The following is an 18972-nucleotide window of genomic DNA, read 5'->3' on the forward strand; positions in this document are numbered from 1 at the left end:
TCGCAGGACCAGGCCCGGCTGAACGTCTATAACTCGCTGCTGTCGGAGTATGCGGTCATGGGCTTCGAGTACGGCTACTCGCTGGCCCGCCCCGACGCGCTCGTGATGTGGGAGGCGCAGTTCGGCGACTTCGTCAACGGCGCGCAGACGGTGGTCGACGAGTACATCTCGGCGGCCGAGCAGAAGTGGGGCCAGACGAGCGGCGTGACGCTCCTGCTCCCCCACGGCTACGAGGGCCAGGGCCCGGACCACTCCTCGGCCCGTGTCGAGCGGTTCCTCCAGCTCTGCGCCCAGAACAACATGACGGTCGCCATGCCGACCCTGCCGTCGAACTACTTCCACCTCCTGCGGTGGCAGGTGCACAACCCGCACCACAAGCCGCTGGTGGTCTTCACCCCGAAGTCGATGCTGCGTCTGAAGGCCGCCGCGTCGAAGACGGAGGAGTTCACCTCGGGTCAGTTCCGCCCGGTCATCGGCGACGCGACGGTGGACCCGGCCGCGGTCAAGAAGGTCGTCTTCGTGGCCGGCAAGCTGTACTACGACCTGGAGGCCGAGCGGGTCAAGCGCGGCGTCACGGACGCTGCGGCTGCCGGGACGGCGATTATCCGCATCGAGCGGCTGTACCCGCTGCCGGGTGCCGAGCTCCAGGCGGAGGTCAACAAGTACCCGAACGCCGAGAAGTACCTGTGGGCGCAGGAGGAGCCGGCGAACCAGGGTGCCTGGCCGTTCATCGCCCTCAACCTGATCGACCACCTGGACCTGGCGGTCGGCGCCGACATCCCGGCCGGCGAGCGGCTGCGGCGCATCTCGCGCCCGCACTCCTCGTCCCCGGCGGTCGGCTCCGCCAAGCGGCACCAGGCGGAGCAGGAACAGCTGGTGCGTGAGGTCTTCGAGGCGTAAGCCTCCGGCGGTTCAGCCGACGCTCAGGGCCCGGTGCCGAGTTCGTACTCGCTACCGGGCCCGTCACCGGCCAGGACGCCGCTCGCCCCGCGGCCCGGGGTGGGGGGCGGCCGCGGGGCGAGGCTCACGGGTACTCGGGTACGCCTGCCGCGATATGTCTATCGCGTCACTGCTGTCCCGCAGTTCTTCCGGGACCTGTCGTCCGGCTCAGCAGCCGAAGTCGACCAGGTTGAAGGTGGCGTAGTGGTCGGAGGTGTAGTAGTCCTCCTGGGACGCCTCGCCGGTGACGATGCGCCGGGCGCCGCGCGTGGACGAACCGGGCGTGATCACCGTGTACTCGTGATAGTAGCCGGACGGCTGGCTGGGCAGGACGCCTTCACGGTTGGAGAAGACGGTGCCGTCCTGCGAGTACGGGTACGGGCCACCCTGGGCGATCAGGTCCAGGGTGTCGTGGGCCTGCGACGGCAGGGCGCTGTAGCAGATGCTGCCGGCCGAGTCGGCTGCGGCGTTCGCCGTGGTGGCGGAGACAGTGCCGCCGACGAGGAGGGCGGACAGGAGCGCGGCTGCGGCGCCGATGCGAGTTGCGCGTGGGGGGAATCTCATGCCCCCATGATGACGCGCGTAGACGTTGGCATGTCAACGACAAACTTGAAGATTATCCCTTCAAGTCCGGTGAGTTTTCGAGAAGTTAACCTGGCGCGTGGGGGCCTTCGTCGGGCCTCCGGGCCGTCCGGAAGGGGAGCGATGGACACGCAACACATGGTCGACCTGGGGGACTTGGGGGACCAGCTCATCAGGGATCCGCATCCGGTGTACGCCCGGCTGCGCGAGCAGGGTCCCGTGCACCGCGTCCGGCTGCCGGGCTGGGACGACCCGGCCTGGCTGATCGTCGGATACGACGAGGCGCGGGCGGCCCTCGCCGACCTCCGGCTCGCCAAGGACACCAGCAAGATCGGTGTGACCGACCCGGACCAGGAGATGATCGGCAAGTATCTGCTGGCCACCGATCCGCCGCAGCACACCCGCCTGCGCGGCCTCGTCACGCGCGCGTTCACGATGCGCCGGGTGGAGCAACTGCGCCCGCGCATCCAGCAGATCACCGACGAACTGCTGGACGAGATGCTCCCGGCCGGCCGCGCCGACCTCATCGGCTCCCTCGCCTACCCGCTGCCCATCACCGTCATCTGCGAACTGCTCGGCGTGCCGGCCATGGACCGCGCGGAGTTCCGCACGCTGTCGAACGAGGTGGTCGCACCGACCAGTGAACAGACGGGATACGAGGCGGTGGTCCGGCTCGGTGCGTATCTCACCGAGCTGATCGAGGACAAAGGCCGCTCCGGCCCCACCGACGACCTGCTCAGCGACCTGATCCGCACCACCGCCGAGGACGGCGACCGGCTCTCCGCGCAGGAACTGCGCGGCATGGCCTTCCTGTTGCTCATCGCCGGCCACGAGACCACCGTCAACCTCATCGGCAACGGCGTCCACGCCCTGCTCACCCACCCGGACCAACTCGCCGCCCTGCGCGCCGACATGAGCCTCCTGGACGGGGCCATCGAGGAAATGCTGCGCTACGACGGGCCGGTGCACACCGCCACGTACCGCTTCGCGGCAGAGTCCTTGGAGATCGCCGGTGCGGCGATCGGCCGGGGCGACCACGTGGTGATCAGCCTCACCGCCGCCGCGCACGACGACGAGCGCTACGCCGACCCGCACCGCTTCGACATCCGCCGCGACACCCGCGGCCACCTCGCCTTCGGCCACGGCATCCACTACTGCCTCGGCGCACCCCTGGCCCGCCTGGAAGCCCGCACAGCCCTCGCCACCCTCCTGAACCGCGCCCCCGGCCTCACCCTCGACGGCACCCCCGGTGACTGGCTCCCGGGGCTGCTGATCCGGGGGATGCGCAGTCTCCCGGTGCGGTGGTGACCGGCGGCCCGGCCCAGCCGTAACGGCCCCTCGGCCACCGGCGGCCCCGCCTCAGCCGCGCGACGCCGGCGTCCGGTCCGGGATCTCCGTGAGCCGGATCGGGCGGCGTTCGCGGCGTGAGAGCTCGCAGGCCTCGGCGATGCGCAGGGCCTGCAAGGCCTCATGGCCGTCGCACGGGTTGGGGCGCTCGCCGCGCACCACCTCCACGAAGGCGTTCAGCTCGGCCTCGTAGGCGGACCCGAAGCGCTCCAGGAAGCCCGGCCACGGCTTGTCGGCGGGCGGTGGCCCGGTCGGCTCGGTCGACGCGAGCGGCGTACGGTCGTCCAGGCCCACCACGACCGTGTCCCGCTCCCCGGCCAGCTCCATCCGGACGTCGTAGCCGGCGCCGTTCAGGCGCGTCGCGCTCACCAGCGCCAGCGTGCCGTCGTCCAGGGTGAGCAGGGCCGCGCCGGTGGCCACGTCACCGGCCTCGCGGAACAGTGCGGGCCCGGCGTCCGAGCCGGCGGCGTACACGTCCGTCACCTCACGGCCCGTCACCCAGCGCAGCACATCGGCGTCGTGGATGAGCGTGTCCCGGAACAGCCCGCCGGACAGCGGCAGCCATTCGGCCGGGGGAGGGGACGGGTCGCAGGTCATCGCCCGTACGGTGTGCAGCCGCCCGAGCCGTCCCGAGGACACCGCCTCCCGGGCGCCGGCGTACCCCGCGTCGAAGCGCCGCTGGAACCCCATCTGAAGGATCGTTCCGGCCGTCTCGACGTCGGTGAGGGCCTGCAGCGTGCCCGGCAGGTCGAGCGCGATCGGTTTCTCGCAGAACACCGGCAGGCCCGAGCGGGCGGCCCGGCCGATCAGTTCGGCGTGCGCCGCCGTCGCCGTGGTGATCACCACCGCGTCCACGCCCCACGTGAAGATCTCGTCCACCCCCGGCGCCGCCGTCTCGCCCAGCCGGTGCGCCAGTTCCTGCGCCCGCGCGGGATCCGCGTCCGTCAGGATCAGCGAGCCGACCTCACGGTGGCGGCTGAGCGTTCTCGCGTGAAGGGTGCCGATGCGGCCCGTACCGATGACCCCGATGCGCATGGAAACAAAGTGGGGGCGGACCCCGCACGCTGTCAATGCGTATGTCCGGACAATCGGACTACACAACTTCCCGTCAACCCGTCACGCGGCTACGCTCGGGCCCGTGCCGAAACCAGATGTGGACCCGACCGTCGCGCTCGACCTCCATGTGGACCGGAGTTCGCCGGTGCCGTTGTACTTCCAGCTGTCCCAGCAGCTGGAGGCCGCGATCGAGCACGGCAGCCTCACCCCGGGCAGTCTGCTGGGCAACGAGATCGAGCTGGCCGCACGGCTCGGTCTGTCCCGGCCGACGGTCCGCCAGGCCATCCAGTCCCTCGTCGACAAGGGGCTGCTCGTACGGCGCCGGGGCGTCGGTACGCAGGTCGTGCACAGCCAGGTCAAGCGCCCGCTGGAGCTGAGCAGCCTCTACGACGACCTGGAGGCGGCCGGTCAGCGCCCCGCGACCAAGGTCCTGGTCAACACCCTCGTACCGGCCTCCGCCGCGGTCGCGGCCGCGCTCGGCGTCGCCGAGGGCGGCGAGGTGCACCGCATCGAGCGGCTGCGTCTCGCGCACGGCGAACCGATGGCGTACCTGGTCAACCATCTCCCGACCGGCCTGCTCGACCTGGAGACCGGCCAACTGGAGGCCACCGGCCTGTACCGGCTGATGCGCGCCGCCGGGATCACCCTGCACAGCGCCCGCCAGTCCATCGGGGCCCGCGGCGCCACGGCCGCCGAGGCCGAGCGGCTCGCCGAGGCCGAAGGCGCTCCCTTGCTCACCATGCAGCGCACCACCTTCGACGACACCGGCCGCGCCGTCGAGTACGGCGACCACACCTACCGCCCGAGCCGCTACTCCTTCGAGTTCCAGCTGCTCGTACGGCCGTGACCAGCCCCTCCGGATTCGTCGCAATGTCCGGACAATATGACCGCTGGGCGCACCCCTGCCCTGTCATGAGTGTTCGTGGTGTTCGATACTGGAGCATTTGGGGCCGCTGAGCTGATCACCGGCCCCTTGCGTACGTACGAACACGGCAAGAAGGGCACGGCCTCGTGGCACGGTTTCGGACCTGGGCAGTCATCGCCCTCGCAGGGGCGGTCTCGCTGTCCCTGACGGGGTGCAGCAGCACCGGCGGCAAACGGGCCGAGGACGCCCGCAAGGCCGCGGCCGCCCAGGGCAGGGCGGCGGTGAGCACCCCGCGCTGGACCTTCGCGATGATCACCCACTCGGGAGACGGCGACACCTTCTGGGACATCGTGCAGAGCGGCGCCAGGCAGGCCGCCGTCAAGGACAACATCAACTTCCTGTACTCGCACGACGACCAGGCCCAGCAGCAGGCGCAGCTGGTCGACGCGGCCGTGGACAAGAAGGTCGACGGCATCATCGTCACCCTCGCCAAGCCGGACGCCATGAAGGCCGCCGTGGCCCGCGCCGAGAAGGCCGGCATCCCGGTGATCACGGTGAACTCCGGCTCCGAGGAGTCCAAGGCGTTCGGCGCCCTCGCCCACATCGGCCAGGACGAGACCATCGCCGGCGAGGCCGTCGGTGACGAGCTGACCAGGCGCGGCAAGAAGAAGGCCCTGTGCGTGCTGCACGAGCAGGGCAACGTCGGCCACGAGCAGCGCTGCGACGGCGTCGCCAAGACCTTCCGCGGCACACTGCAGAAGGTCTACGTCAACGGCACCGACATGCCCGACGTGCAGTCCGCGATCGAGGCCAAGCTCCAGGCCGACCCGTCCATCGACTCCGTCGTCACCCTCGGTGCCCCCTACGCCGACACCGCCGTGAAGGCGAAGGGCGACGCGGGCAGCAAAGCCGAGATCGACACCTTCGACCTCAACGCCAAGGTCGCCGCCGAGCTCAAGGACGGCACCCTCGGCTTCGCCGTGGACCAGCAGCCGTACCTCCAGGGCTACGAGGCGGTCGACCTGCTGTGGGCCTACAAGTACAACGGCGACGTCCTCGGCGGCGGCAGGCCGGTGCTGACCGGCCCGCAGATCATCACCAAGGACCAGGCGGCCGCGCTCGCCGCGTACACCGAGCGGGGCACCCGATGAGCACCGCCACGGAGAAAGCGGTTGATGAAAGGATTCTGCAGACCTCGCCGCTGAAGAAGCTGCTCGCCCGGCCGGAGCTGGGCTCGGTGGTCGGCGCGCTCGCCGTCTTCGGTGTCTTCGCCTTCGCCGCCGACGGCTTCCTCCATGCCGCCAGCCTCAGCACCGTCCTGTACGCCTCCTCCACCATCGGCATCATGGCCGTACCGGTCGCGCTGCTGATGATCGGCGGCGAGTTCGACCTGTCGGCCGGCGTCCTGGTGACGTCCTCGGCGCTGGTCTCCTCGATGTTCAGCTACCAGATGACGGCGAACACCTGGGTCGGCGTGGGCGTGTCCCTGCTGGTCACCCTGGCCATCGGCGCCTTCAACGGCTTCATGCTCACCCGCACCAAGCTGCCCAGCTTCATCGTCACGCTCGGCACCTTCCTGATGCTGACCGGCCTGAACCTCGGCTTCACCAAGCTGATCGACGGCACGGTGTCGACGAAGACCATCGGCGACATGGAGGGCTTCCCCGCCGCCCACGCCGTCTTCGCCTCGACCCTCACGATCGGCGGGGTCGGCTTCAAGGTCACGATCCTGTGGTGGCTCGCCCTGGTGGCCGTGGCCTCCTGGATCCTGCTGCGCACCCGCGCCGGTAACTGGATCTTCGCGGTCGGCGGCAACGAGGACGCGGCCCGCGCGGTCGGCGTCCCCGTCGCCAGGACCAAGATCGGCCTCTACATGGGCGTGGCGTTCGGCGCCTGGATCTCCGGCCAGCACCTGCTCTTCTCGTTCGACTCCGTCCAGTCCGGGGAGGGCGTCGGCAACGAGCTGATCTACATCATCGCGGCCGTCATCGGCGGCTGCCTGATCACCGGCGGCTACGGCAGCGCGATCGGCTCGGCGGTGGGTGCCCTCCTGTTCGGCATGACGAGCAAGGGCATCGTCTTCGCCGAGTGGAATCCCGACTGGTTCAAGTTCTTCCTCGGAGCGATGCTGCTCCTCGCGACCCTGCTCAACGCCTGGGTCAAGAAGCGCGCGGAGGCGACCACGTGACTCTCGTCGAGCTGACCGACGTCAGCAAGCACTACGGCACCGTCCGCGCCCTGGAAGGCGTCTCGCTGGAGGTCCACTCCGGCGAGATCACCTGCGTCCTCGGCGACAACGGAGCCGGCAAGTCCACTCTGATCAAGATCGTCGCGGGCCTGCACCGGCACGACGGCGGCACGTTGCGCATCGAGGGGGAGGAGACGACCCTCTCCTCCCCGCGGGAGGCCCTGGACCGGGGTATCGCCACGGTCTACCAGGACCTGGCGGTGGTCCCCCTCATGCCGGTGTGGCGCAACTTCTTCCTCGGCTCCGAGCCCCGCAAGGGCAGGGGACCCGTCAAGCGCCTGGACATCGACCTCATGCGCCGCACCACCCGCGAGGCCCTGCTGCGCATGGGCATCGACCTGCGCGACGTCGACCAGCCCATCGGCACCCTCTCCGGCGGCGAACGCCAGTGCGTGGCCATCGCCCGCGCGGTCCACTTCGGCGCGAAGGTCCTGGTCCTGGACGAGCCGACGGCGGCGCTGGGGGTGAAGCAGTCCGGGGTGGTGCTGAAGTATGTGGCGGCAGCACGGGACGAGGGCCTGGGCGTTGTCTTGATCACCCATAACCCGCATCACGCGTACTTGGTGGGCGATCGTTTCGTCCTGCTGAGGCGCGGCACGATGGTGGGCAATCACACACGGGACGAGATCACGCTGGACGAGCTGACCCAGCAGATGGCGGGGGGATCCGACCTGGACGCGCTACGCCATGAACTGCAACGCAGCTGAGGGGTACGGGGCTGTGCCGACATGCGGCTCCGCCGCGTGGGCGCGACAAGCCACGCCGCACCCGCACCCGGCAACGATCGCGCACCCCCTCCCCCTGCCCCGCGCAGCACTCAGCGTGAGCGTGCGGCAGAATCGAGCCCGATGAGCACCTACCGCGACCTCACCGCCCCCATCGGCTCCCGCCGCGCCCCGGTCCTGCGTACCGTGGGCACCCGCGAGCGCCGCTCCCACCTGACCGCACCCCGGGTGCCCACGGTGGGGATCGACATCGGCGGCACCAAGGTCATGGCGGGCGTCGTGGACGCCGACGGCAACATCCTGGAGAAGCTCCGCACGGAGACCCCGGACAAGTCCAAGAGCCCCAAGGTCGTCGAGGACACCATCGTCGAACTGGTCCTGGACCTGTCCGACCGGCACGACGTGCACGCGGTCGGCATCGGCGCCGCCGGCTGGGTCGACGCCGACCGCAACCGCGTCCTGTTCGCCCCCCACCTGTCCTGGCGCAACGAGCCGCTGCGCGACCGCCTGAGCGGCCGGCTGTCCGTGCCGGTCCTCGTGGACAACGACGCCAACACCGCCGCCTGGGCGGAGTGGCGTTTCGGCGCGGGGCGTGGCGAGGACCACCTCGTCATGATCACGCTCGGCACCGGCATCGGCGGCGCCATCCTGGAGGACGGCCAGGTCAAGCGCGGCAAGTACGGCGTCGCGGGCGAGTTCGGCCACATGCAGGTCGTGCCCGGCGGGCACCGCTGCCCGTGCGGCAACCGCGGCTGCTGGGAGCAGTACAGCTCCGGCAACGCCCTGGTCCGCGAGGCCAAGGAGCTGGCCGCCGCCGACTCCCCGGTCGCCTACGGGATCATCGAGCACGTCAAGGGCAACATCGACGACATCACCGGCCCGATGATCACCGAGCTGGCCCGTGACGGCGACGCCATGTGCGTGGAGCTGCTCCAGGACATCGGCCAGTGGCTCGGCGTCGGCATCGCCAACCTCGCCGCCGCCCTCGACCCCTCCTGCTTCGTCATCGGCGGCGGTGTCTCGGCCGCCGACGATCTGCTCATCGGCCCCGCCCGGGACGCCTTCAAGCGCCACCTCACCGGCCGCGGCTACCGCCCCGAGGCCCGCATCACCCGCGCCCAGCTCGGCCCCGAGGCCGGCATGGTCGGCGCCGCCGACCTCGCCCGGCTGGTCGCGCGCCGGTTCCGCCGCGCCAAGCGCCGCCGGGTGGAGCGCTACGAGCGCTACGAGCGCTACGCCCAGGCCCGCCGCGACCGGGACACCGTATGACCCCGTCGCTGCCCCACCAGGGCGGCCCGCCGGACGAGCCGCGGCGGCCCGCCGAGGACCCGCGGCACAAGGCCAGGCGCCGGGCGCTGACCCTGCTGATCATCGTCCTGCTGATCGGCGTCCCGGCCGGCTACCTGGTGATCTCCGCCAACCAGAGCCGCAACAGCGGCAAGGACAAGGAGTCGAAGTACGCGGCGACCGGCCTCACCCCGGGCTGGCCGTCGAAGGTGCAGCGCCGCCTCTACCAGGTGACCGTTCCGCACCCCGCCGACTCCGTCGCCGCCTACGAGACGAACAACTGGAAGACCAGCCGCCTCTACGTGCAGTTCCGCACCAACGCGGCCGGCCTGGACGCCTTCCTGCAGTCCATGGGCGCCCGCCAGGACGAGCTGAAGAAGGGCGACATCACCGTCAGCGCCCGCGACCAGAAGGTCAGCGGCTGGCACTTCACCGGCACCGGCCCCTGGTGGGGCCTCACCCACGAGCAGAAGAACCCGGCGCCCACCCAGGACGTGGTCGTGAACATGCACGACCCGGCCAACCCGATGGTGTACGTCGTCTCGCGCACGGTGCCGTAAGCGCCGTGACCGTGGGCCCCGGCCGGTGTCCGGGGCCGATTGTCAGACCCCGCCCGTACAGTCGAAGACGTCTGATCCGGCACACGGGCGGGAGGTGGCAGGACGTATGAGCGCAGGCACGGCCGCGGTGGCCGCGCGCACGCAGGGCTCCGGGGAGACCGGGAGCCCGGTCCCGGCGCGCCTCGCCTCCGTCTATCTGCCCGCGCCCCTGCCGCGCGAGGGCCGCATCGCCTTCTGGGACCCGGACGGCGGCCCGCTGCCCGGCCCCGGTGACACCGACGAGCTGACCGTCGTACGACGCCATGGCGGGGGCGTGCGCCGCCGGCAGGTCCCCGCGCTGACCCTGCCGCTCGCCACGGCCCTGCCCCTGCTGGTCCGGGCCCGCCGCGACCCGGCCGCCCACCCGGCGACGGCCTGCTGGGGCGCCGCCGCACTGCACGCGCTGCGACTCGTCGCCCGCGGCCGGCTGCTGCCGGGCCTGACCCCGGCCGGTCACGACGCCTGGCGGGCCGGCCCGCTGGAGCCGGACGACATCGCCCACCTGCGCGCGGTGGCCGCGGCCCTGCCCCCGGAGGGCCACGCCGTGCCGCTCACCGGCCCCGGCCCGCTGCGGCTGCCCGAGCCGGAGGCCCTCGTCCGCTCCTTCCTGGACGCGGTCGCCGACACCCTGCCCCGCACCCCCGCCGCCCCGTTCACCGCCGGCCGGCCCTTCGCCGCCCGGGAGCCCGTGGCCCTGCCCCAGGCCCACGCGTGGGCGGCCGAGGTCGCCGCCGGCATGGACGCGGGCGTGCGGATCTCGCTGCGCCTGGACCTGTCCGCGTACGACGTCTTCGACACCGGTGCCGACGAGGGTGCGCGGGCCGCGGGGGCGGCGATCGTGCAGGTGCACAGCCTCGCCGACCCCACCCTGGTGGCCGACGCGGCGGCCCTGTGGGCGGGGGAGGCCGACGCGGCGTTCGGCCCCCGCGCGCGCGTGGACGCCGCCCTCGCCGTGCGGCGCGCGGCCCGCGTGTGGGCGCCCCTGGACCGGCTCGCCGAGCAGGACGTGCCCGACGTGCTCGCCCTGTCCGAGGAGGAGCTGGGCGAGCTGCTCGGCGCCGCGGCCGCCCGGCTGGCCGCCGCCGGAGTCGCCGTGCACTGGCCGCGCGATCTCGCCCGCGATCTGACGGCCGCCGCCGTGGTCCGCCCGGCGCCCGGCTCGGCGACCGACGGCACCGGGTTCTTCGAGAGCGAGGACCTGCTCCGGTTCCGCTGGCAGCTGGCGCTCGGCGGCGACCCGCTCAGCGAGGCCGAGATGGACACCCTTGCCGAGGCCCACCGTCCGGTCGTACGGCTCAGGGACCGTTGGGTCCTCGTCGACCCGGCGCTGGTCCGCAAGGCCCGCAAACGCGAACTGGGCCTCCTCGACCCGGTCGACGCGCTGTCCGTGGCGCTCACCGGCACCGCCGAGGTCGACGGCGAGAGCGTCGAGGCGGTCCCCGTCGGCGCCCTGGCCACCCTGCGCGACCGCCTCACGGCGGGCCTGCACCCGGCGGACCCGCCCGCGGGGCTGGCCGCCACCCTCCGCGACTACCAGCTGCGCGGGCTCGCCTGGCTCGACCTCATGACCTCCCTCGGCCTCGGCGGCTGCCTCGCCGACGACATGGGCCTCGGCAAGACCGTCACCCTCATCGCCCTGCACCTGAAACGGGCCCGCACCGAGCCCACCCTCGTCGTCTGTCCGGCGTCCCTGCTCGGCAACTGGCAGCGGGAGATCACCCGGTTCGCGCCCGGCGTCCCCGTCCGCCGCTTCCACGGCCAGGACCGCACCCTGGACGGCCTGGCGGGCGGCTTCGTCCTCACGACGTACGGCACGATGCGCTCGACGGCCGCGCGGCTCGCCGAACAGCCCTGGGGCATGGTCGTCGCCGACGAGGCCCAGCACGTGAAGAACCCCTACTCGGCCACGGCCAAGGCGCTGCGCACGATCCCGGCCCCCGCGCGCGTGGCCCTCACCGGCACCCCGGTGGAGAACAATCTCTCGGAACTGTGGGCCCTGCTCGACTGGACCACCCCCGGCCTCCTCGGCCCCCTGAAGTCCTTCCGCGCCCGGCACGCGCGAGCGGTGGAGAACGGCGAGGACGAGGAAGCCGTGGAGCGCCTCGCGCGCCTGGTCCGCCCCTTCCTCCTGCGCCGCAAGAAGTCCGACCCCGGCATCGTCCCCGAGCTGCCGCCCAAGACCGAGACCGACCACCCCGTGCCGCTGACCCGCGAACAAGCCGCCCTCTACGAAGCGGTGGTGCGCGAGTCGATGCTCGCCATCGAGACCGCCGAGGGCATCGCCCGCCGGGGCCTGGTCCTGAAGCTGCTGGGCGCCCTGAAGCAGATCTGCGACCACCCCGCGCTGTACCTGAAGGAGGAGACGCGTCCGGACCGCCTGTCCGCACGCTCAGGCAAACTCGCCTTGCTGGACGAGCTGTTGGACACGTTGCTCGCCGAAGACGGCTCGGCGCTCGTCTTCACCCAGTACGTCGGCATGGCCCGGCTCATCACGGCCCACCTGTCCGCCCGCGCGATCCCGGTGGACCTCCTGCACGGCGGTACGCCGGTGCCGGAGCGCGAGCGCATGGTCGACCGCTTCCAGGACGGCGAGACCCCGGTCCTGGTGCTGTCCCTGAAGGCGGCGGGCACCGGCCTGAACCTCACCCGCGCGGGTCACGTCATCCACTTCGACCGCTGGTGGAACCCGGCCGTCGAGGAGCAGGCCACCGACCGTGCCTACCGCATCGGCCAGACCCAGCCCGTCCAGGTCCACCGCCTGGTCACCGAGGGCACGGTCGAGGACCGCATCGCCGAGATGCTGGCGGCCAAGCGGGCCCTGGCCGAAGCCATCCTCGGCTCCGGCGAGGCGGCCCTCACGGAACTGACCGACCGCGAGCTGTCCGACCTCGTCTCCCTCCGGAGGACCCCATGACCCTCCCCCCGGAGCACCCCACCCCACGCCCCGCCGACGCGGCCCGCCAGGCTCTGCGCGCAGCACGGGCACGGGCCGAGGCCACACGCGAGACAGCGCCTGGAGCCACGCCCGAGGAGGCATCGCCTGAGGCTGCGCCCCAGGTGGGGGAGGGAGTGAGCGAGGCCGTGACGGGCGGTGAGTCGCATCGTGACGGCGGGGTCCACGTATCGGAGGGCGTGACCGGCGGTGACCCGGGGCCGGGTGGTGCGGTGCCGGCGCCGGAGACCCCGGCAGACGCCGACATGGAGTGCCCGGCCGACCACGAGTCGAGCCCCGGCGGTGCGGTGCGCGTTCCGCTGTGCACGGCCGACCCCGCGGTGGGATCTGCTGCGCGTACCGAGCCGAGGCCCGCCGACGCGGCGCGTGCGGCGTTGCGGGCCTCGGTCGCCGCACCTGCCGACGCCGGCGCGCCGGCCCAGGACGGCAACCCCTCTCGTCCCACCGCCGTGCCGGGCGGGCGGCCCGGCGACGTGGCCCGGGAAGCGCTGCGGGCGGCGCGGCGGGAGGCGTCGCGGGCCGAGGCGGAGGCGGGCGAGGCCGCCGTACGCGGCAAGCGGACGACCGAGCCGCGTACCCGGCGTGGGTCGCGTGCGACCGGCGGCTCCGCCGACCCGGTGCCGCACACATCGCCTGCCTCCGGGGCGGGGTCCCGGGCCGCCCGTGTCAAGGCCGCCCAGGAGATGCGGCACTTCCTGACCAACGCCTTCCGGATGCCGGCCTGGTCCGACACCCCGGAGGACGAGAGCGGCACCCCGGACACCGACGCAGGCTCCGCCGGCCAGGCCTACCCGGACGGGGCGCCCTCCGTCCCCGCTCCCGCCATGTCCGCCGGCCGGGAGCGTTCTTCGTCCGCGTCGGTGCGGGCGCGGCTGTCCGCCACCCCGAGGGACGCCCGCGACGGGGACCGTTCTTCTCCCGAGCCGGTGGCCGTCCCGCTGTCCGGCACCGACCTCACCGACCGGGAGCGTTCTTCTCCCGAGCCGGTGGCCGCCGTCCCTCGGTCCGGCGCCACGACCGACCTCACCGACCGGGATAGTCCTTCTCCCGCGTCGGTGTCCCCGACGGATTTCAGCGACCGGGGCCGTCCTTCCTCCGCGTCGGTGCCCCTGCTCCTGTCCGCCACCCCGGCGGGCGCCGCCGAAGCGGACCGGCCTTCCCCCGCGTCGCCGTCCCCGAACCGTTCCGCGGTCCCCTCCGACCCCACCGAGGCGGGCCACCCCGCGCCCTCGTCCCGGTACCTCCCCGCCACCATGGCCACCCCCCACCGCGACACCGAACTGCGCCGCACCTTCCCCGCGTTCGCGCCCCGTGCGGCCACCGCGGAAGGCGTGTCGTTCGCCGGGACCTGGTGGGGGAACGCGTGGGTGGGTGCGCTGGAGCAGGGGGCGCTGGATGCCAAGCGGGTGGCGCGGGGCCGGGGGTATGCCGACCAGGGGCATGTCGACGCGATCACCGTGACACCGGGGCTCGTGCTGGCGTACGTGCGCGGGAGCCGGCCGCGGCCGTACCGGGTGCAGGTGCGGGTCCGCACGCTGGAGGGCGAGGACTGGGAGCGTTTCCTGGACGCGGCCGCCGACCGGCCGGGGCACATCGCCGCGCTGCTCGACAGGGAGCTGCCCCAGTCGCTGGCCGACTGCGGTGTGCCGCTGCTGCCCGGCCCCGGCGACCTCGCCCCGCGGTGCAGCTGTCCCGACGCCGGGCACCCCTGCAAGCACGCCGCCGCGCTGTGCTACCAGACGGCCCGGCTGCTCGACGCCGACCCGTTCGTGCTGCTCCTGCTGCGCGGCCGGGGCGAGAAGGATCTGCTCGACGCGCTGTCCCGGCGCAGCGCCGCGCGCGCGGCCCGTGCCGCCCAGGAGCGGCAGCCGCAGGCGCTGCCGGGCGTGCGCGCCGCCGATGCCCTCGCTCCGCGCCCGCTTCCGCCGCTGCCCGCGCCGTTGCCGCTGCCGCCGCATCCCGAGCAGCCGCCGGTGTATCCGGCGGCGCCCGGCGGTCCGGACCCCTTCGCGCTGGACCAGCTCGCGACCGACGCCGCCGCCCGGGCGCACGCGCTGCTCGGCACCGGCCGGGACCCGGTGGGGGAGCTGACCCTGTGGCAGGACGCGGTGCGCCTCGCCGCGGCCCGCCCCGGCTCCGGCCTGACGGCCGCCACCCGCACTCTCTACGCCACGCTCGCCACGGCCGCCGGCCGCACCCCGACGGACCTCGCGCGTGCCGTCGCGGCCTGGCGGCAGGGCGGCTCCGCAGGACTGGAGGTCCTGGAGGAGCCGTGGGACCCGCCGGCCGGCCGTTTCGACCGGGCCCGCCCGCAACTGCTCGCCGCCGACCTCCCGGCGTTCCGCCCCTGGCGCAACCACCTCACCCACCCGCACGGTCATGTCCAGCTCCGCCTCGGACGCGACGGCCTGTGGTACGCCTACGAGTCCGAGCCCGGCCACGACGACTGGTGGCCCCGCGGCACCCCGGACCTCGACCCGGTGGGCGCCCTGACCGGCCTCGGCACCCCGGCCGACCTCTAGTCCGTTCCAGTCCGTCCCACGGAAGCCCTACCCGCTCCGCTCGGTGCGCAGAGCCTCGTGCGAACTGTGGGGGTCCGGTGTGGTGGGCCGGGGCGGGGCGTGGGCGCCCGGGGGCTGGTGGCATCATGACCGGCCGGATCGGCATCGGGGAGGCGGGGGAGACGTGACACCGGTGAGGGCGGGAAGACAGCGGGTGCGGACCCGGAGCACACCCAGGACAGTGCTGGGCCGCGTCTGGACGGTGCTGTTCATGCTGTTCGTCGGGGTGCTGTTCAGCGGCCTCGGGATCGGCGGCGCCGTGAGTCTCGCCGACGGGCTGAAGTACTCCACACGGATGTCCGGCACCCCGGGGCTGCTGCAGATAACCGCCTGCGAGACCACCGGCACCGGCAAACAGCGCCACACCGACTGCTTCGGCGTCTTCCGCTCCGACGATCACCGGGTGACGGACCCGTCCGCCTCCATCGGCGAGTCGTTCAAGGTGGGGACGGCCCTGCCGGTCCAGCAGGACGCGAGCGGCCACTGCCACCTTGTCGGGGTCGCGCCGACGGCCGGGCGGCTGGCGGGGATCTGCGTCTGCGTCGTCGCGGCCGTCGCCGGCCTGGCCTCCTTGTGCGCCGCGTTTTCCACTGTGATGCCCCGGCTGGCCGGCCGGATCGGCGCGGCGCTGTGGTCGCCGGGGGCCGGCCGGCTGCTGAAGCGGCTGCTGCTGGTGTGCGGCATCGGGGTCGCCGTCTTCGGCGTGGCCGGAGTGATCGGCTGGCTGGCCTTGCCCTGAGGCCGACGTCTGCGACCCGACACCGGTGGACCGGGCATCGAGGCGATCGGAGATCCGCCGACGGACATCCAAGGCGACCGGAACATCCACGACGTCATGACATCCACGGCGGACCACCGGACATCCCGGTAATCGGACATCCGGCTGATCGGACATGTGTGATAGAGCCTGCCCCCGCCAGGATCTACACTCAGTTGGTAGCCGCAAGCAACGGAACGTGAGTGATGATCGGCACGGGCCGTCGGGAAGGTCGTGAGGGAGCCGTGTGCTCGCCCTCGGTCGGGGTCCGGCACAGCACCCCCACGACGACCTGGTGGACCGCGTGAACACGAGCCTCGGAGCCGGGCAGTGCCCGGGGGTGAGGCGAGGCAAGGAGATTCGTACGCATGACCATGTCAGCGTCCCCGGCCCGCGGGGGAACCGCAGAGATATCCGCGTCGCCACCACCGGCCGGCAGACTGACGCACCGGCAGATCATGACGATCCTCAGCGGCCTGATGCTGGGGATGTTCCTCGCGGCGCTCGACCAGACCATCGTCAGCACCTCGATCCGTACGATCGCCGACGATCTGCACGGACTCAGCGCGCAGGCGTGGGTCACCACCGCGTATCTGATCACCTCCACCATCAGCACACCGCTGTACGGAAAGCTGTCCGACCTCTACGGCCGCAAGCCCTTCTTCCTCGCGGCCATCACGATCTTCATCGCCGGCTCGGCGGCCTGTTCGTTCGCCACCTCGATGACGGAGCTGTCCGCCTTCCGGGCCTTCCAGGGCATCGGCGCCGGCGGCCTGATGTCGCTGGCGCTGGCGATCATCGGTGACATCGTGCCGCCCCGCGAGCGGGCCCGCTACCAGGGCTACATGCTCGCGATGTTCGGCTCCTCCAGCGTGCTCGGCCCGCTGATCGGCGGTTTCCTCGCGGGCCGCAGCAGCATCCTGGCCATCGCGGGCTGGCGCTGGGTGTTCCTGGTCAACGTGCCGGTCGGCATCGTCGCCCTGTTCGTCGTCGCGAAGGTGCTGAACCTCCCGCACACCCGGCGCGAGCACCGCATCGACTGGTGGGGCGCGCTCACCATCGCCATCGGCGTCGTACCCCTGCTGCTCGTGGCCGAGCAGGGCCAGAGCTGGGGCTGGACCTCCGCCAAGGCCTACGCCTGTTACGGCGTCGGCGTGGCCGGCCTGATCGTGTGGGTACTGGTCGAACGGGCCATGGGCGAGGAGGCCCTGATCCCGATGCGGCTGTTCCGCAGCGCGGTGTTCAGCAAGATGAGCCTGCTGTCCGTACTCATCGGCATGGGCATGTTCGGCGGGATGATGATGGTCCCGCTGTATCTGCAGATCGTGAAGGGGGTCAGCCCCACCAAGTCCGGTCTGCTGATGCTGCCGCTGATGGTCGGCATGATCGCCGGGACCATGGTGGTCGGGCAGATCATCCAGAAGACCGGCAAGTACAAGGTCTTCCCCGTCATCGGCACCCTTCTGCTGGTCGCCGCCATGCTGCTGTTCCACTACCGCGTGCAGTGGAACACGGCACTGCCGGAGACCATGGCCTACATGGCGCTGTTCGGCATCGGTCTCAGCGGCTGCATGCAGATCCTGACGCTGGCCGTGCAGAACGACGTCGAGCCCAAGGACATGGGCGTGGCCACCGCGTCGGCCACCTTCTTCCGGCAGATGGGCGGCACCGCCGGTACGGCGATCTTCCTCTCCGTGCTGTTCAGCAGCGTCGGCGACAAGATCAGCTCGGCCTTCCGGGCCGCGGCGCACACGCCCGCCTTTCAGGCCGCACTGCAGGACCCGGCCGTGCGCGCCGACCCCGCCAACGCGCCGGTGCTGGAGATGCTCAAGCACCCCGGTGCGAGTGGCGGCGGCTCGGGCGTGCTCGACGACTCCTCCTTCATCCAGCGGCTCGACCCGCGCCTGGCCGAGCCGTTCAAGGTCGGCTTCACCGACTCGATGCAGCTCGTCTTCCTCATCGCGGCGGGCGTGATGGTCCTGGGCTTCCTGGTCGCGCTGTGGACCAAGGAGGTCCCGCTGCGCAAGGTCTCCGGACTGGAGGCGCAGGCCGCCGAGAACAACGGGGAACCGAGCCGTGCGCCGGGCAGTGAGCCGAGCGGTGAGCCGGTTGCGCGGCCGGCCGCGGCCACGCCCACCGACGCCGGACCGGCATCCGCTTCCGGACCCGCATCCGCATCCGGACCCGCATCCGCCGGGAGCCTGTCCGAGGTCGCCGCGGCGGCCGACAGGTTCGCACCCGTCGCCGACGCCTCGCGCCACGGCGTGCGTGGGCGGGTGCTGGACGGCGCAGGCGCTCCCGTACCGCAGGCCGTGATCACCCTGATCGACGTGGGCGGGCGGCAGCTCGGCCGTGCCGTCAGCGGCGCGGACGGCGCCTACGCGGTGGCAGCCACCGGTCCCGGCACCTACGTCCTGATCGCCGCCGCCGGTGCCCGGCAGCCGCAGGCCGTCACCGTGGTCGTCGGCGAGGAACCGGTCGAGTGCGACCTCGCGCTCAGCGGCACCGTCGCCCTCACCGGGTCCGTCCGGGCCGCCGCCGACGGGCAGCCGCTGAGCGGAGCCCTGCTGGTCGCCACCGACGTGCGCGGCGAGGTCGTGTCCTCCGGGACCTCGGCCGCCGACGGCGGCTTCCACCTCGCCGATCTGGTCCCCGGCAGCTACACCCTCGTGGTGAACGCGCCCGGACACCGCCCGGCCGCCGTCCCCGTCGACGTCGCCCCGGGAGCCGCGGACGTCCACGAGATCCGCCTCGAAGCGAGCGCCCGGCTGAACGGCGTCGTCAGCACCGCCGCCGGTACGCCGCTCGACGAGGCCAAGGTCACGCTGCTGGACTCGGCCGGCAACGTGGTCGGCACCGCGATCACCGGCGCGGACGGCGCCTACGGGTTCACCGACCTGGACGGCGGCGAGTACACCGTCATCGCCAGCGGCTACGCACCGGTCGCCGCGTCCCTGTGCCTGGACGGCGGCGGCGCGACCGACTTCGACGTCGAGCTGGCCCACGAGGACGGGTCCCGGTAGCACCTGGCCCCCACCGGCGCCCGCGCCCCA

Annotated in this window: 13 protein-coding genes and 1 pseudogene; 12 read left to right on the top strand and 2 right to left on the bottom strand. The window is 72.5% G+C overall.

Annotated features, from left to right (window positions below; translation table 11 throughout):
- Positions 1-900: pseudogene (gene kgd / locus LE548_RS38675) on the top strand (multifunctional oxoglutarate decarboxylase/oxoglutarate dehydrogenase thiamine pyrophosphate-binding subunit/dihydrolipoyllysine-residue succinyltransferase subunit); the annotation flags it as partial.
- 207 nt (positions 901-1107) lie between these two features.
- Here kgd and LE548_RS38680 read toward each other — a convergent pair.
- Complete coding sequence (locus tag LE548_RS38680) at positions 1108-1503, bottom strand: ribonuclease (protein ID WP_225101734.1); 396 nt, start codon at positions 1501-1503, stop codon at positions 1108-1110.
- Between the two features lie 156 nt (positions 1504-1659).
- Here LE548_RS38680 and LE548_RS38685 point away from each other — a divergent pair, with 156 nt between their 5' ends.
- Positions 1660-2829, top strand: coding sequence for a cytochrome P450 (locus LE548_RS38685; RefSeq protein WP_225101782.1), 1170 nt, complete (start codon positions 1660-1662; stop codon positions 2827-2829).
- Positions 2830-2880: 51 nt separating this feature from the next.
- Here LE548_RS38685 and LE548_RS38690 read toward each other — a convergent pair whose 3' ends face one another.
- On the bottom strand, positions 2881-3903 hold the full coding sequence (locus LE548_RS38690) for a Gfo/Idh/MocA family oxidoreductase (protein ID WP_225101735.1): 1023 nt from the start codon (positions 3901-3903) through the stop codon (positions 2881-2883).
- Between the two features lie 118 nt (positions 3904-4021).
- Between LE548_RS38690 and LE548_RS38695 the strand changes: the two genes are divergently transcribed.
- The 10 genes from LE548_RS38695 (at position 4022) to LE548_RS38740 (ending at position 18942) form a co-directional block, all read left to right on the top strand.
- Complete coding sequence (locus LE548_RS38695; protein ID WP_225101783.1) at positions 4022-4771, top strand: GntR family transcriptional regulator; 750 nt, start codon at positions 4022-4024, stop codon at positions 4769-4771.
- Between the two features lie 164 nt (positions 4772-4935).
- Positions 4936-5940, top strand: a complete 1005-nt coding sequence (locus LE548_RS38700) for a sugar ABC transporter substrate-binding protein (RefSeq protein ID WP_225101736.1) — start codon at positions 4936-4938, stop codon at positions 5938-5940.
- Positions 5937-6977: an ABC transporter permease gene (locus LE548_RS38705; protein ID WP_225101737.1), complete on the top strand. Its 1041-nt coding sequence runs from the start codon at positions 5937-5939 to the stop codon at positions 6975-6977. Before LE548_RS38700 ends, LE548_RS38705 begins: the two co-directional genes overlap by 4 nt.
- On the top strand, positions 6974-7744 hold the full coding sequence (locus tag LE548_RS38710) for an ATP-binding cassette domain-containing protein (RefSeq protein ID WP_225101738.1): 771 nt from the start codon (positions 6974-6976) through the stop codon (positions 7742-7744). Before LE548_RS38705 ends, LE548_RS38710 begins: the two co-directional genes overlap by 4 nt.
- Before the next feature lie 141 nt (positions 7745-7885).
- Entirely contained in the window at positions 7886-9031 is a 1146-nt protein-coding gene (locus tag LE548_RS38715) for an ROK family glucokinase (RefSeq protein ID WP_225101739.1), read from the top strand.
- Positions 9028-9609: a sugar kinase gene (locus tag LE548_RS38720; protein WP_225101740.1), complete on the top strand. Its 582-nt coding sequence runs from the start codon at positions 9028-9030 to the stop codon at positions 9607-9609. Before LE548_RS38715 ends, LE548_RS38720 begins: the two co-directional genes overlap by 4 nt.
- A gap of 106 nt (positions 9610-9715) precedes the next feature.
- Positions 9716-12562 carry a DEAD/DEAH box helicase gene (locus LE548_RS38725; RefSeq protein ID WP_225101741.1) on the top strand — a complete coding sequence of 949 codons (2847 nt, stop codon included), beginning with the start codon at positions 9716-9718 and terminating at the stop codon, positions 12560-12562.
- A 155-nt stretch (positions 12563-12717) separates the two neighbouring features.
- Positions 12718-15123, top strand: a complete 2406-nt coding sequence (locus LE548_RS38730; RefSeq protein ID WP_225101742.1) for an SWIM zinc finger family protein — start codon at positions 12718-12720, stop codon at positions 15121-15123.
- Between the two features lie 220 nt (positions 15124-15343).
- A complete protein-coding gene (locus LE548_RS38735; RefSeq protein ID WP_225101743.1) occupies positions 15344-15901 on the top strand; it encodes a hypothetical protein in 558 nt (185 codons plus the stop codon).
- Positions 15902-16287: 386 nt separating this feature from the next.
- Positions 16288-18942 carry an MFS transporter gene (locus tag LE548_RS38740; RefSeq protein ID WP_225101744.1) on the top strand — a complete coding sequence of 885 codons (2655 nt, stop codon included), beginning with the start codon at positions 16288-16290 and terminating at the stop codon, positions 18940-18942.
- Positions 18943-18972: the final 30 nt, after the last annotated feature.

The sequence above is a fragment of the Streptomyces sp. CoH27 genome (genome assembly GCF_020181035.1).
Lineage (GTDB): Bacteria > Actinomycetota > Actinomycetes > Streptomycetales > Streptomycetaceae > Streptomyces > Streptomyces camelliae.